Origin of the sequence: Microbacterium sp. LEMMJ01 (assembly GCF_002114135.1) — a bacterium.
GTDB lineage: Bacteria > Actinomycetota > Actinomycetes > Actinomycetales > Microbacteriaceae > Microbacterium.
The window spans coordinates 120,658-133,206 of record NZ_NCTV01000033.1 but is presented as its reverse complement, the minus strand read 5'-3'; the positions used below and the strand labels follow the sequence as shown (position 1 = coordinate 133,206).

12 protein-coding genes are annotated in these 12,549 nt (G+C 73.4%); 8 read left to right on the top strand and 4 right to left on the bottom strand.

Annotated features, from left to right (window positions below; translation table 11 throughout):
* Positions 1–95 precede the first annotated feature (95 nt).
* Positions 96–2,705, bottom strand: coding sequence for a phosphoenolpyruvate carboxylase (locus B7W94_RS11920; protein ID WP_441338630.1), 2,610 nt, complete (start codon positions 2,703–2,705; stop codon positions 96–98).
* 174 nt (positions 2,706–2,879) lie between these two features.
* Between B7W94_RS11920 and nhaA the strand changes: the two genes are divergently transcribed.
* The 4 genes from nhaA (at position 2,880) to B7W94_RS11900 (ending at position 6,911) form a co-directional block, all read left to right on the top strand.
* Positions 2,880–4,046 carry a Na+/H+ antiporter NhaA gene (gene nhaA / locus B7W94_RS11915; protein WP_025103912.1) on the top strand — a complete coding sequence of 389 codons (1,167 nt, stop codon included), beginning with the start codon at positions 2,880–2,882 and terminating at the stop codon, positions 4,044–4,046.
* A gap of 19 nt (positions 4,047–4,065) precedes the next feature.
* Positions 4,066–4,728, top strand: a complete 663-nt coding sequence (locus tag B7W94_RS11910; protein ID WP_085606681.1) for a MazG family protein — start codon at positions 4,066–4,068, stop codon at positions 4,726–4,728.
* Between the two features lie 67 nt (positions 4,729–4,795).
* Positions 4,796–6,046, top strand: coding sequence for a histidine--tRNA ligase (gene hisS, locus B7W94_RS11905; RefSeq protein ID WP_029989396.1), 1,251 nt, complete (start codon positions 4,796–4,798; stop codon positions 6,044–6,046).
* 70 nt (positions 6,047–6,116) lie between these two features.
* Complete coding sequence (locus B7W94_RS11900; protein WP_441338629.1) at positions 6,117–6,911, top strand: SGNH/GDSL hydrolase family protein; 795 nt, start codon at positions 6,117–6,119, stop codon at positions 6,909–6,911.
* Here B7W94_RS11900 and B7W94_RS11895 read toward each other — a convergent pair.
* On the bottom strand, positions 6,880–7,407 hold the full coding sequence (locus tag B7W94_RS11895) for a VOC family protein (protein WP_085606679.1): 528 nt from the start codon (positions 7,405–7,407) through the stop codon (positions 6,880–6,882). The genes B7W94_RS11900 and B7W94_RS11895 overlap by 32 nt on opposite strands.
* A gap of 92 nt (positions 7,408–7,499) precedes the next feature.
* Between B7W94_RS11895 and B7W94_RS11890 the strand changes: the two genes are divergently transcribed.
* Positions 7,500–8,279, top strand: a complete 780-nt coding sequence (locus B7W94_RS11890; protein ID WP_085606677.1) for a helix-turn-helix domain-containing protein — start codon at positions 7,500–7,502, stop codon at positions 8,277–8,279.
* Positions 8,280–8,284: 5 nt separating this feature from the next.
* Here the strand turns inward: B7W94_RS11890 and B7W94_RS11885 are convergent, their stop codons facing one another.
* Both B7W94_RS11885 and B7W94_RS11880 read right to left on the bottom strand, forming a co-directional pair.
* Positions 8,285–9,523, bottom strand: coding sequence for an APC family permease (locus B7W94_RS11885; RefSeq protein ID WP_085606674.1), 1,239 nt, complete (start codon positions 9,521–9,523; stop codon positions 8,285–8,287).
* Between the two features lie 41 nt (positions 9,524–9,564).
* A complete protein-coding gene (locus B7W94_RS11880) occupies positions 9,565–10,035 on the bottom strand; it encodes a PaaI family thioesterase (RefSeq protein ID WP_025103919.1) in 471 nt (156 codons plus the stop codon).
* Positions 10,036–10,134: 99 nt separating this feature from the next.
* Between B7W94_RS11880 and B7W94_RS11875 the strand changes: the two genes are divergently transcribed.
* Genes B7W94_RS11875 through B7W94_RS11865 form a run of 3 tightly spaced genes read left to right on the top strand, consistent with a single transcriptional unit; the run spans position 10,135 to position 12,549 of the window.
* Positions 10,135–10,542 carry a GntR family transcriptional regulator gene (locus B7W94_RS11875; protein ID WP_085606672.1) on the top strand — a complete coding sequence of 136 codons (408 nt, stop codon included), beginning with the start codon at positions 10,135–10,137 and terminating at the stop codon, positions 10,540–10,542.
* Entirely contained in the window at positions 10,529–11,581 is a 1,053-nt protein-coding gene (locus B7W94_RS11870) for a DUF1648 domain-containing protein (protein ID WP_085606670.1), read from the top strand. The genes B7W94_RS11875 and B7W94_RS11870 overlap by 14 nt, the downstream gene beginning before the upstream one ends.
* Positions 11,581–12,549 (top strand): CPBP family intramembrane glutamic endopeptidase, encoded by a 969-nt coding sequence (locus B7W94_RS11865; protein WP_253247434.1) that lies wholly within the window; start codon positions 11,581–11,583, stop codon positions 12,547–12,549. The genes B7W94_RS11870 and B7W94_RS11865 overlap by 1 nt, the downstream gene beginning before the upstream one ends.

Here is a 12,549-nt window from a genome sequence, read left to right as displayed (position 1 = left end):
ATCGTGTCGCACGCGAAAGCAGAGCCGGGTGAGGCGGAGGTTTCACTCTAGCGTCGGCGACGAGGGCTTCCGCGCACTCGGCGGGAGGGCTCCGGTCACCCGGTGTTCTGCAGGCCGGCGGCGACCCCGCTGACAGACAGGAGGAGCAGGCGCTGCTGTTCGGCGTCCGCGCCGGAGCCCTCCGGCTGCTCTGGCGCCGACCGGAGCGCGCGGAGCGCCCGCAGCTGCAGGAGGGAGAGGGCGTCGACGTACGGGCTGCGCAGCTGCACGGCCCGCTGCAGCACGGGCTTGTTCTCCAGCAGGCCCTCGCCTCCGGTGAGACGGATGACCCAGCGACGGGTGAGCGCGAGCTCGTCGAGCACCAGGGCGGCGAGGTCGTCGCGGTCGCCGAGGGCGAGGTACTGCCGGGCGATGCGCTCGTCGGTCTTGGCGAGGCTCATCGCGACGTTGTCGACCATCGTGCGCAGCAGCGGCCACTCGCGATAGGCCTCCGTGAGCAGTTCCTCATCGCCGACGGCCTCGAGCGCGGTGCCGAGTCCGAACCAGCCGGCGAGGTTGATCCGGGCCTGCGTCCACGCGAACACCCAGGGGATGGCCCGGAGGTCTTCCAGCGACTCCACCGAGAGGCCACGACGGGCGGGCCGCGAGCCGAGCGCGAGCAGGCCGATCTCCTCCATCGGGGTCACGGTCGCGAACCACGGGGCGAAGCCCTCGGCCTTGACGAGCGCGAAGAACCGCTCGCGGGAGGCGGCGTCCATCGTCGCGGCGACCTCGGCGTAGCGGGCGGCCGCGCGGCTCGTGCGCTCCTCGACCGTGGGGGAGGACGCGAGCAGCGTCGCGGCGGCGACCTGGTCGATGTGCCGCATCGCGATCGCGGGCTCGCCGTAGCGGGCGAAGATGACCTCGCCCTGCTCGGTGAGCTTGAACCGACCGTCGACGGAGTGCGGGGGCTGCGCGAGGATCGCGGAGTTGGCGGGGCCGCCGCCACGGCCGAGCGCACCGCCGCGGCCGTGGAAGAGGGTGAGCTCGATGCCCGATTCCTGTGCCCAGCGGGCGATCTTCTCCTGCGCCGTGTACAGCGCGAGGTTCGCGGCCACGGGCCCGACGTCCTTGGAGGAGTCGGAGTAGCCGAGCATGACCTCCAGCCGGTTGCCGGTCGCGGCCATCCGCTCGCGGAACTCCGGGAAGGTGACGGCCTCGGCGAGGATCCCCGGGGCGGCCTGGAGGTCGGCGAAGGTCTCGAACAGCGGCACGACGTCGAGCACAGGGGCGTCGTCGCCGAGCGCATGACGGGCCAGCTCGTACACGTTCGCGAGGTCGGAGGCCGCCTGCGTGAAGGAGACGACGTAGCGACCCGCGGCGCGCAGCCCGCGGTCGCGCTGGATGTCCGCGATCGCGCGGAACACCTCCAGCACCTCCTCGGTCTGCGTGCTGATCGCCCCGCCGGCCTCGAGCTCGGCCAGGGCCTTCGCGTGCACCTGGGAGTGCTGGCGCACCTCCAGCTCCGTGAGGTGGAAGCCGTAGGTCTCGACCTGCCAGATGAGATGCTGCACGCCGCCGAACGCGTGGCGGCGGGCCCCGGCGGCGACGAGGGAGGACTGCACGGCGCGCAGCTCCGCGAGCAGCTCCTCCGGGCCCGTGTACCCCTCCTCGTCTCCGTGGCGCGTGGCCGCCACGCGGCGGGCCATGACGAGGACGACCCGGCGGTGCGGCTCGTCAGGGGAACGGGCCGCGAGCTCGTCGGCGACCGTCGGCTCCGCGGCCGCGAAACGCTCCCAGAGGGCCGTGGCCTCGGCGCTGGGCGGGGTGTCGTCCGCGGCGAGCGTGAGGGTGCGGCCGATCCGGTCGAGCGCCCGCTCGAGGCCGCGGAGCACGTGGTCGGAGGCGATCTGCGACGCCTCGCGGGTGACCGCGGCGGTGACGAACGGGTTGCCGTCGCGGTCGCCGCCGACCCAGGAGCCGATCCGCGCGAACGCCGGGACGACCGGGGCGCTGGCGCCGGACTCCTCGCCGCGCAGGGCGTCGTCGATCCGGCGGTAGACGTGGGGGACCGTGGTGAACAGCGTCTCGTCGAAGACGCCCATGACGGTGCGGACCTCGTCGGTCGGGGAAGGCTTCTGCGCGCGCAGCGGCGCCGTGCGCCACAGGGTGTCGATCTCCTCGAGCATCCGGCGGCGGGCGCGGTGCTCCTCGGAGCCGCCTGCGCTGGCTGCGTCGTGCTGGGTGAGCAGCTCGGAGAGCCGGCGGATGCTCGACGAGACCGCGCGGCGCCGGGCCTCGGTCGGGTGGGCCGTGAAGACGGGGTGGAAGCGCAGGCCGTCCAGACGACGACGGGCCTCGTCGTCGCCGACCTCCTCGCGCAGCCGGGCGTACGCCCCCGCGACCGTGTCCGTCGCCTGGGCCCCTGAGCCTGTCGAAGGGGCCTGCCCCGCCCGCTCCCGGAGCACGCGCACGCGCTGGTGCTCCTCGGCGAGGTTCACGAGGTGGAAGTAGCAGGTGAACGCGCGGGCGACCTCGTCGGCGCGGGCGATCGTGAAGGAGTCGGCGATCGCCGCGGCGCGGTCGAACGCGTCGGAGCTGTGGTCCTCGTAGGCCTGGATCGTCGCGAGGCGCAGGCGCTCGACGTCCTCGAACAGGTCGTCGCCGCCGGCCTCGCGGAGCACCTGGCCGAGGAGCTGGCCCAGCATTCGCACGTCGGAGCGCATGGCATCGGGGATGCCGCGACCGGCTTCGAAACGACCGATCACGCGGATGGCCTCGGTGGGCGTCGGCTCGGAGAAAGCGGGGGAATCGGGGGTCACCCTCCGAGAGTAGCCGGGTGGATCGGGGTGTCCTGCACGCATGACGACCGTGTGACGCCGCGGCCTACGATGGACGGGATGCGCATCACAGCGAACCCCCTCCGCGGGCAGCAGTTCCCGGCCGTCCTCCTGCTCGTGGCCGCCGGCCTCGGCCTCCTCTTCGCGAACCTGCCCACGCACGACGCGATCGCCGGACTGCTGGAGACGCACCTCGCCGTCCCGGGGACGGCGCTGGACCTGTCGATCGCGCACTGGGTGTCGGACGGCCTGCTCGCGATCTTCTTCCTCGTCGTGGCGATCGAGCTGCGGCACGAGCTCACCCACGGCGAGCTCGACTCCCCGCGGAAGGCCGTGCAGCCGGCCATCGCGGCGACCGGCGGCGTGCTCGTGCCGATCCTCGTGTACCTGCTGATCGCGGGAGGGCCGGAGACGGCGTCCGGGTGGCCGATCCCGACCGCCACCGACATCGCCTTCGCGCTCGGCGTGCTGGCGATGTTCGGACGCGGACTCCCGTCCCGGGTGCGGGTGTTCCTGCTGGCCCTCGCGATCCTCGACGACATCATCGGCATCATCTTCATCGCGGTGCTCTTCGCGCACGACGTGCAGTGGCTCCTGTTCGGGCTCGCGATCGTCGGGGTGGCGGTGTTCTGGCTGCTGAGCCGCCTGCTGCACGCCACCGGACACACGCTCGTCGCGGTCGGGATGGCCGTCGTCGGCGTCGTCACGTGGGGCCTCGTCGCCTCGTCCGGCATCCACGCGACCATCGCCGGCGTGATGCTCGGCCTCGTCATGGCGCCGGTACCCGCCGGACGCACCCGGCATGCGCTGGAGCCGACCGTAAACGGCGCGATCCTGCCGCTCTTCGCCTTCGTGGCGGCCTTCGTCGTCATCCCCGCCGTCTCGCCGACGGCCCTCTCCCCGGCCTTCTGGGCGATCGTGGTGGCCCTTCCGGTGGGGAAGATCATTGGCATCTCCCTGTTCGGCTGGCTCGCCATGCGCATCCGTCCGAAGGGGGCCGACCCGGCGCTGCCCTTCGCGGACATCCTCGCCGCTGGCGCCCTGGGCGGCATCGGATTCACCGTCTCGCTCCTGCTCGCGAACCTCGCGTTCGAGGGCGACGCGGTCATCCGCGACCAGGCGATCCTCGGCGTCCTCGTGGGGTCGCTCTTCGCGCTGATCCTCTCCGGCATCGTCGTCACCCTGCGCGCCCGGTGGTACCGTCGCGCTGCGCCCATCCCCGCCTGAGCCGGAGTCCGGAGGAAGCATGACCAGCGAGCAGCGAGGCCCCGAGGACATCGACGATCCGCTGCGCGCGGCCGCAGAGACCATGCGTGCGGTGCGGGAGCGGTGTGTGTGGTCGCAGCGCATCACGCACCGCGACCTCGTGCCGTACCTCATCGAGGAGTCGCACGAGGTGATCGACGCGGTCGAGGACGGCTCGCGCGCCGACCTCCGCGAGGAGCTGGGCGATCTGCTGTGGCAGGTGCTGTTCCATGCCGCGATCGCGGCACAGGATCCGGACGACCCGTTCGACATCGACGACGTCGCCCGCACGCTCACCGAGAAGATGGTGCGGCGGCATCCGCACGTGTTCGGCGACGAGGTCGCGGAGACGCCGGAGGAGGTGCTCGTGCACTGGAACGCGGCGAAGGCGGCGGAGAAGCGCACCCGCCGCAGCGTGCTCGACGGGATCCCGCGCGCGATGCCCGCCCTCGCGCGTGCGCAGAAGATGCCGGGTCGTGCCGCCGGTGCCGGCGTGGTGCCCGCGCCGCCGTCCGCCCTGCGCCCGTCGTCAGAGGAGGAGCTCGGCGATGCCCTCCTCGCCCTCGTGGACGCCGCTCGGGTCGAGGGCTGGGACGCGGAGCGCGCACTCCGGGAACGGTTGACGCGCCTGGAGGACGAGGTCCGCGCCGCCGAGGCCGGTTGACCCGACACGGACACCGCCGCCGACCTGGGAAGATAGACGGGTGGCTACCGTGAACGCGCCGCGCGGCATGCGCGACTTCCTCCCCGCCGACAAGGCCCGCCGTGAGCGGGTGCTCTCCGTCATCCGCGACCGCTATCGCGCGCACGGATTCGACGAGATCGAGACCCCCGTGGTCGAGGAGTACGACCGGCTGCACGCCGGCATCGGCGGCGACAACGAGAAGCTGTCGTTCAACATTCTGCGTCGCGGCCTGGATGCGGAGGCCGTCCGCGCCGGCGCCGACGATCCGGCGGAGCTCTCCGACCTCGGCCTGCGCTACGACCTGACGGTGCCGCTCGCCCGCTTCTACGCGAGCAACCGGGGACAGCTCCCCGGCGTCTTTCGATCCATCCAGATCGGTCCCGTCTGGCGGGCCGAGCGTCCGCAGAAGGGGCGCTACCGCCAGTTCGTCCAGTGCGACATCGACATCATCGGCGACGCGTCCGCGCGCGCCGAGGCCGAGCTGCTGGCCGCCTCGCTCGACGCCGTCGACGCCCTGGGGCTGGAGGGCGCGAGCGTGCGGATCAACGACCGCCGCGTGCTGGAGTGGATGCTGGAGCACTTCGGCTTCACCGAGGAAGAGCGCCCGCAGGTGCTGATCACGATCGACAAGCTCGACAAGATCGGGCCGGAGGGTGTGGCTGCCGAGCTCCGCGAGCGCGGGGCTACGACGACCGCGGTCGACGCGTTCCAGGCCTTCCTCGGTCGCCCGCAGACGCTCGAGTACCACCCGTTCGGCGACCGCCAGATCCGCAAGGCGCTCCCGGACGGCGCGCCCGACGAGCTCGTCGCCCACCTCGTCGGCATCGGCGAGGCCGTCGCGGCGGGTCGAGGGCAGGACGACATCCCGCTCGTGTTCGACCCGTTCCTCGTGCGCGGCATGGGGTACTACACGGGGACGATCTTCGAGCTCGCGCACCCGTCCGTCACGTACTCGCTCGGCGGTGGAGGACGGTACGACGGCATGATCGGCCGGTTCCTCCAGCAGGACGTGCCGGCGGTGGGCTTCTCCCTCGGGTTCGAGCGCCTGGTCGACCTCGTCTCGACGGACCCGGCCACCGCGGCGCAGGCGATCGTGCTCGTCCACGACGCGGCCGTGCCCGTCGCGGAGCTCGTGGCGCACAAGACGGCCCTCGTCGCGAAGGGCGCGCGGGTCCGCCTCGAACAGCGCACGAAGAACCTCAAGGCGCTGCTGGAGCGCTCCGCCGCGGACGGCTACACCCACTTCGCGAGCGTGCGCCCCGGCGACGACGAGCTCGAGGTCAAGACGCTGGCCTGAGTCGCCCCCGTCGGGACGAGGCGTTCACCGGACGTTCACGGCGGTCGGCTGGAATCGCGCCGTGCGTCGTCTGCCTCTGCTGACCCTGGTCGCGCTCGCCGCCGCGCTCGTCGTGGGCGCCCGCGCGGTCCTCGACCGGCAGGCCGCCCTCGCGCGCCGGCGCATCGGGAAGCCGCTGGGGGAGCAGTCGCTCGACGCCGACCGTGTCTGGCGCCCGGGGCTCGAGGGCGAGCCGCTCGACCTCCTGCTGCTGGGCGACTCCCTCGCTGCCGGCCTGGGAGCGGCACGGCGGAAGGAGACCCTCGGGGCGCGGCTCGCGAAGGCGACGGCACGCCGGCTCGGGCGTCCGGTACGGCTGCGCACCGCCGCGGTCGTGGGCGCGGAGTCGCGGGATCTCGCCGGGCAGCTCTCCCGCCTCCCCGCGGACTATCGCCCCGACGTCGCCGTGATCGTGGTCGGTGGCAACGACGTCACCCACCGCCTCCCGGCAGCGGAGTCGGCCCGCCACCTGCGCGCGGCCATCGTCCGCCTGCAGGCTCGCGGTGCCCGCGTCGTCGTCGGCACCTGCCCCGACCTCGGCGCCCTGCGCGCGGTGCCGCAGCCCCTGCGCCGCATCGCCTCCGGTCTGTCGCGACGGCTGGCCGAGGTGCAGGCGGAGGCCGCGGACCGCGAAGGAGCGGAGACGGTGGACCTGCGGCGGGCTGTCGGGGGGATGTTCTTCGACGAGCCGGAGGAGATGTTCAGCCTCGACCGCTTCCACCCGAGCGCCCTCGGCTACCGCCGCACCGCGGAGGCGCTGCTGCCGGCCGTCGAGCGGGCCGCCCTGGTCGCGCTCAGCTCTCGGCGCTCTCCGGCGCCGCGCTGAACGAGGCCGCCCACTCCGCGACCCGTCGTGCGCTCTCCTCGTCGGAGAGGTCCTCCACGCGGGTCATGATCGACCAGCGGACGCCGAACGGGTCGCGGATGCTGGCGTAGCGGTCGCCGGAGACGAACAGGGACGGCGCCTCGCGGACGGTCGCCCCCGCCGCGACGGCGCGCGCGACCACGGCGTCCACATCCGGGACGTAGAGGCCCATCGAATAGCAGTCGTCGTCGCCGGAAGGCGCGGGCACGAGGTGGTACTCGGGGCTGGGCTCGCCGAGCTGGAGCCGTCCGAGCCCGAAGTCGAGGTCGGCGTGCGCGACGACACCGCCGAACTCCGTCACGTCGACCACGCGGGCGCCGAAGACGTCCCGGTAGAACTCCACGGCGCGGGCGGCGTCGGGGATCGCGAGGAAGGGGGTGAGCGAGGTCGCGCTGTGCGGGCGGCCGTCGGTGGTGTGTGCGCCGGTCACACCGGCCGGAGGTGTCTGTTCGGTCATGCGGCAACGGTAGGCGGGCGAGGGTACCCGCCGCTTGAAGATCCGCGACACGTCGCCGACGCCGCGTCGGTGGCGCGTTCTACGCTGGGCCCATGGTGGACCGGACGCGCGGAGTGCTCTATCCCGCACGGCTGCCCTCGTTCCATCGGGTACCCCCGCCCGCTGAGGCCGCCGCGCTCGTCTCCTGGTTCTGGATCCCGGAGTGGAGCCTCCCGGACGGCGAGGTGTCGCGGCAGGAGATCGTCTCGTATCCGGCCGTCAACCTCGTCGTCGCCCCGGAGGGCGTGTCGATCTCGGGCGCCACGACCCGCGCGTCGACCAGGGAGCTGCGGGGGTCGGGGTGGGCTGTCGGCGCTCTGCTCCGCCCCGCCGCGGTCCCTGCCCTCACCGACGACCCTCCGGCCCTGATCGACGCGGAGCACTCCTTCGACGCCCCCGAGCTGCACGCGGCGGTGACGACGGCGATGCGGACCGCGCCCGAACGCCGGGAGCGCGCCGTCGCGGTCTTCTCCGCGTGGCTGTCGCAGCGCGTGGGCCCGGTCGGCGCGGCGGGGCGGCAGGCCAACGCGATGCTCGACGTGCTGCTGGGGGAGGGGGCGGCGCTGACGCCGGAGGAAGCGGCGACCCGACTCGCGCTCTCGGTGCGCACGCTGCAGCGGCTCACGCACCGCACCGTCGGGCTCTCGCCGGGCGCGATCATCCGCCGCCGCCGGCTGCAGGAGGCGGCGCAGCGCCTCCGCGAGCAGCCGGAGACCGACCTGACGGCGCTCGCCGCCGCGCTGGGATACGCCGACCACGCCCATCTCACGCGCGACTTCGCGGCCGTCCTCGGCCTGCCGCCGCGGGACTATCGCGCCAGGGTGTCCGGCTGAGGCGATCAGCCGCGTCGCTGCTGCTGCCGCCGTACCCGCAGCGCCCGTCCGGCGACCCCGAGCAGCACGACGCCCATGCCGACGAGCGAGGCGAGGGCGGGAAGCGTACTCACGAGAACGAGGCAGCCGAGGGCTCCGCCCACCTGCAGTGCCTGGGGGTATCGTCGGGCCGCGCCGTGCTGGCGGAACGCGGCGGCGTTCGCGATGAGGTAGTACAGCAGCACGCCGAAGGAGGAGAACCCGATCACCTCGCGGAGATCCCCGACGAGCACGAGCGCGATCACGATGACGGCGAGGGCGATCTCGGCGCGGCGCGGCACCTGATGGCGCTCGTCGATGCGGGCGAGGAACCGGGGGAGATCCCCCTCTCGCGCCATGGCGAGCGTCGTGCGACCGATGCCGGTGAGCAGGGCCAGCAGAGCGCCGAGGGAGGCGGCGGCCGCGGCGATCCGCACCACGGGGGCGAACGCCGACCAGCCGGCCGCGGTGAGGATGTCGGCCAGGGGCGCGGCGGCTCCCCGCGCGTCGCCACCGAGGACGAGGAGCACCACGACGCCCACGAGCGCGTAGACGACGACGGCGCCGCCGAGAGCGAGCACGATCGCGCGGGGGATCGTGCGCGCGGGGTCGACGACCTCCTCGCCCATGGTGGCGATCCGGGCGTAACCGGCGAAGGCGAAGAACAGCAGTCCGGCGCCCTGGAGCACGCCGTACACGGTCGTGTCGGGGAGCGGCGCGGGGGTGGCGGTCGGCGCGGCGCCGAGGCCGACCGCCACCACGACCGAGAGCCCGAGCAGCGAGCAGGCCACGAGGATGCGGGTCGCCAGCGCGGTCCGCGTCACGCCCAGGCAGTTCACGACCGCGAGGGCGGCGACGGCGATCACGGCGACCGGCGTCTGCCACCCCGCCGGAGCAGCGTAGGCGGCGAAGGTCATGGCCATGGCGGCGCAGCTCGCGATCTTGCCGATCACGAAGCTCCAGCCGGCGACGAAGCCCCACCACGGTCCGATCTCCGCGCGCGCATAGGCGTACGTGCCTCCTGCCACGGGGTGCACGGCCGCGAGCTGCGCGGACGCGGTGGCGTTGGCGTAGGCGACCGCGACGGCGATCGCGAGGGCGAGGAGGATCCCGCTCCCGGCGACCTCGATGGCCGGTCCCCAGACCGCGAACACGCCGGCACCGATCATCGATCCGAGGCCGATGGCGACGGCGTCCGGCAGCGTCAGGCGGCGGGCGAGGGGCACCCGGTCATCGTCCCACGCCGGGGTGAACGGCCGGTGACGCGTCAGCCGCGGGACGCGGTGACGCGCTTCTTCTCGCGGATGTAGACCTCGCGGCGCACGGTCGCCACGACGTCTCCGTCGCGATCGGTGATGACCGTCTCGAACCACTCGAGCACCTTCGCGCCGCCGCGGGCGCGCTGCCGGAGCTCCTCCGCCTTCTCCCGCGTCACCTCGAACTCCGCGGTCAGCACCCCGCGCCCCGGCTTGAGGAACTCGATCTCACCTCGGGTGTCCCACACGACGTAGTCCCGTCCGAGCTGATGCATGACGAGCATGAAGAAGTACGGGTCGGTCATCGCCGACATCGAGCCGCCGAACGCGGTCTTGACGTAGTTGCGGGTGAGGAGGTTCACGTGCAGCTCCACGGTCGCCTGGGTCCAGTCGTCGCTGAACCGGCGGACGCGGATGCCGCTACAGAGATTGGGGATCCAGAGGCTCATGCCGAGGGCGAGGCGGCGGGGCGTGATGCGCATGAGGTCAGTGTGGAGGATGCGCCGAGTCCCCGCGAAGACGTCTGGAGGGTTGGCACAGTTTTTCTAGTTCACATAGAATAACTAGCGAAGGGAGGTGCCATGCTCATCCGCGTCGATGTCGACAGCCCGCTCGCGCTCTACGACCAGGTGGCCGCCTCGGTGCGTGCCGACATCCTCTCCGGTGCTCTCGCGCCGGGCGATCGTCTGCCGGCCGCCCGCGACGTGGCCGCCGCCCTCGACATCAATCAGCACACCGTCCTGCACGCCTACCAGCGCCTCCGCGACGAGGGCCTGGTCGACCTCCGGCGGGGGAGGGGCGCCGTGATCGCCGCCTCCGCCGCGCCGCTCGCCGCACTCTCTCACGAGATCGATGGGCTGATCCGGCGGGCGGCGGCCCTGGGTGTCTCCGCCGAGACCCTCGCCGGCATCGTCCGCACGCACCGCGCAGAAGCCGAACCTCCCACCTCCGCCGCGACCCCCCAGGAGGCCTCCCATGACGACGCCTGACCCCACCCGCACCCCTCCGGCCACCCTGCGCCGCGCACGACGGGCCTTCATCCTCGTGGCGCTCGTCCTCCCGGTGCTCATCGTCGCGATCTCCGCTCTCGTGCTCACGGCCTGGCTGCCGTCGTTCCCCACCGACGTCGCGATCCACTGGGGCGTCGACGGGGCGGACGGTTTCGGCCCGGCCGCCACCTACCTCTGGGTGCTCCTCGGCGTCGGTCTCGGCCTCCCGGTGCTCCTGACCGTCACGACACTGGTCGCCGTCGGGGCGCACTGGGGCGCGACCGCCCGTCTGCTCGGAGCGACCGCGGCCGGCATGTCGGCGTTCGCGGGCGTGATCTGCCTGGGCTCCCTCGCGATCCAGCGCGACCTCCCGCCCTCCGGTGAGGTCCCGGGCATCGCGGGAGTGATGGCACTGGCCTGGGCGGCTCTCCTCGGCGTGGGCGCGATGGCGTGGTTCGTGCAGCCGCGCGTGCAGTCGGTGCCCGGCGCCGCTCTCGAGCCCCGCCACGACGTGCGGGTCGGCGACGGCGAGCGGGTCGTCTGGGTGGGCACCACGACCATGCCCACCGGTGCCCTCGTCTTCCTCCTGCTCGTGCTGCTCGGGCTCGTGGCGCTCGCCGTGGCGATGCTCATCACGGGCACCCCGCTGGCCTGGGTCTCGGGTCTGGTCGCCCTCGTCGTCGGGTTCGCGCTGGCGGCGACCGCCTCGTTCCGGGTGCGCGTCACGCCGGACGGCATCGACGCCCGTGCCGTGATCGGGTGGCCTCGGAAGACCATCCCGGTGGCGGAGATCGCGTCGGCCAGGGCCGTGCGCATCTCGCCCTTCGGCGAGTTCGGCGGCTGGGGGTGGCGTCTCGCTCCCGACGGCCGCAGCGGGATCGTGATGCGCCAGGGGCCGGCGATCGAGGTGCATCGCCGCGACCACGGACCGTTCGTCATCACGATCGACGGGGCGGAGGAGGCGGCGGCGCTCCTGCAGGCGTACGTGGACCGATCCGCGGGGCCTGCGCCCTCCGGAGGAACGGAGAGGACGGCATGATGAGCGCTCTGACGCCGACCCGCGTGCCCTGGCGCGCGGTCCTCATCTTCACCCTCACGGCCTGCGGGCTCGCGGCTCTCGTCTGCCTGCCCCTCTGGCTCGGCGACGGCCTCGCCGAACCCTTCGCGGGAGCGCTCCTCCCCGTGATGATGTTCACGCCCGCGGCCGCGGTGCTCGTCGTCATGCTCACCACGGGCGTACCGGAGAAGGGCGGTCGGGCGCGCTTCCTCGGGATGTGGCCGCTGCGGCCCGCGAAGCGCGTCGTCGGGCTGCTGGTCGCGGCCTGGCTCGTGCCGCCGCTGCTCGTCGCCCTCGGCGTCCTCCTCGCAGCCGCATTCGGGTGGGTGCGGCTCGACCTCACCTTCTCGGCCTTCGCGGATCAGCTCGCCCAGGCTCTTCCCCCGGGGACACCGGTGCCGCCGGTCGGAGTGGTCGTGTTCGCGCAGCTCGCCGCGATCCCGGTCGGGGCGCTGGTGAACAGCGTGCTCGCCTTCGGTGAGGAGCTCGGCTGGCGCGGCTGGCTGCTCCCGGCGCTGCGTCCGCTCGGCACCTGGCCGGCGCTCCTGCTCAGCGGGGCGATCTGGGGGCTGTGGCACAGCCCCGTCATCCTCCTCGGCTACAACTTCGGCCGGACGGACGTCACCGGCGTGCTGTTCATGATCGGCGGCTGCGTGGCGTGGGGGGTCCTGTTCGGCTGGCTGCGGCTGCGCTCCGGCTCGCTGTGGCCGGCGGTCGTCGCGCACGGGGCCCTGAACGCCGCCGCGGGCCTGGTCCTGATCGTCGCCGCCGAGCAGCCCGACCTCGCCCTCGCCGGACCGCTCGGTGTCGCGGGCTGGATCGTCGCCGCCGTCGTGGCCCTCGTCCTCGTGCTCACGGGGCAGTTCCGCCGCCAGCCGGAGCTCGCCGCGCCGCGCACCCCGCCGACCCCGCCGACGCTTGACGGCCGGCCGGCGCCGGGGGTTGGCTGA

What these genes read in the sequence shown, in the direction of transcription:
- B7W94_RS11880 (WP_025103919.1), bottom strand. Translation starts at nt 10,035, where the DNA reads ATGCGCATCACGCCCCGCCGCCTCGCCCTCGGCATGAGCCTCTGGATC.
- B7W94_RS11920 (WP_441338630.1), bottom strand. Translation starts at nt 2,705, where the DNA reads ATGCGCTCCGACGTGCGAATGCTGGGCCAGCTCCTCGGCCAGGTGCTC.
- B7W94_RS11895 (WP_085606679.1), bottom strand. Translation starts at nt 7,407, where the DNA reads ATGACCGAACAGACACCTCCGGCCGGTGTGACCGGCGCACACACCACC.
- B7W94_RS11875 (WP_085606672.1), top strand. Translation starts at nt 10,135, where the DNA reads ATGCTCATCCGCGTCGATGTCGACAGCCCGCTCGCGCTCTACGACCAG.
- B7W94_RS11910 (WP_085606681.1), top strand. Translation starts at nt 4,066, where the DNA reads ATGACCAGCGAGCAGCGAGGCCCCGAGGACATCGACGATCCGCTGCGC.
- B7W94_RS11890 (WP_085606677.1), top strand. Translation starts at nt 7,500, where the DNA reads ATGGTGGACCGGACGCGCGGAGTGCTCTATCCCGCACGGCTGCCCTCG.
- nhaA (WP_025103912.1), top strand. Translation starts at nt 2,880, where the DNA reads ATGCGCATCACAGCGAACCCCCTCCGCGGGCAGCAGTTCCCGGCCGTC.
- B7W94_RS11870 (WP_085606670.1), top strand. Translation starts at nt 10,529, where the DNA reads ATGACGACGCCTGACCCCACCCGCACCCCTCCGGCCACCCTGCGCCGC.
- hisS (WP_029989396.1), top strand. Translation starts at nt 4,796, where the DNA reads ATGCGCGACTTCCTCCCCGCCGACAAGGCCCGCCGTGAGCGGGTGCTC.
- B7W94_RS11865 (WP_253247434.1), top strand. Translation starts at nt 11,581, where the DNA reads ATGAGCGCTCTGACGCCGACCCGCGTGCCCTGGCGCGCGGTCCTCATC.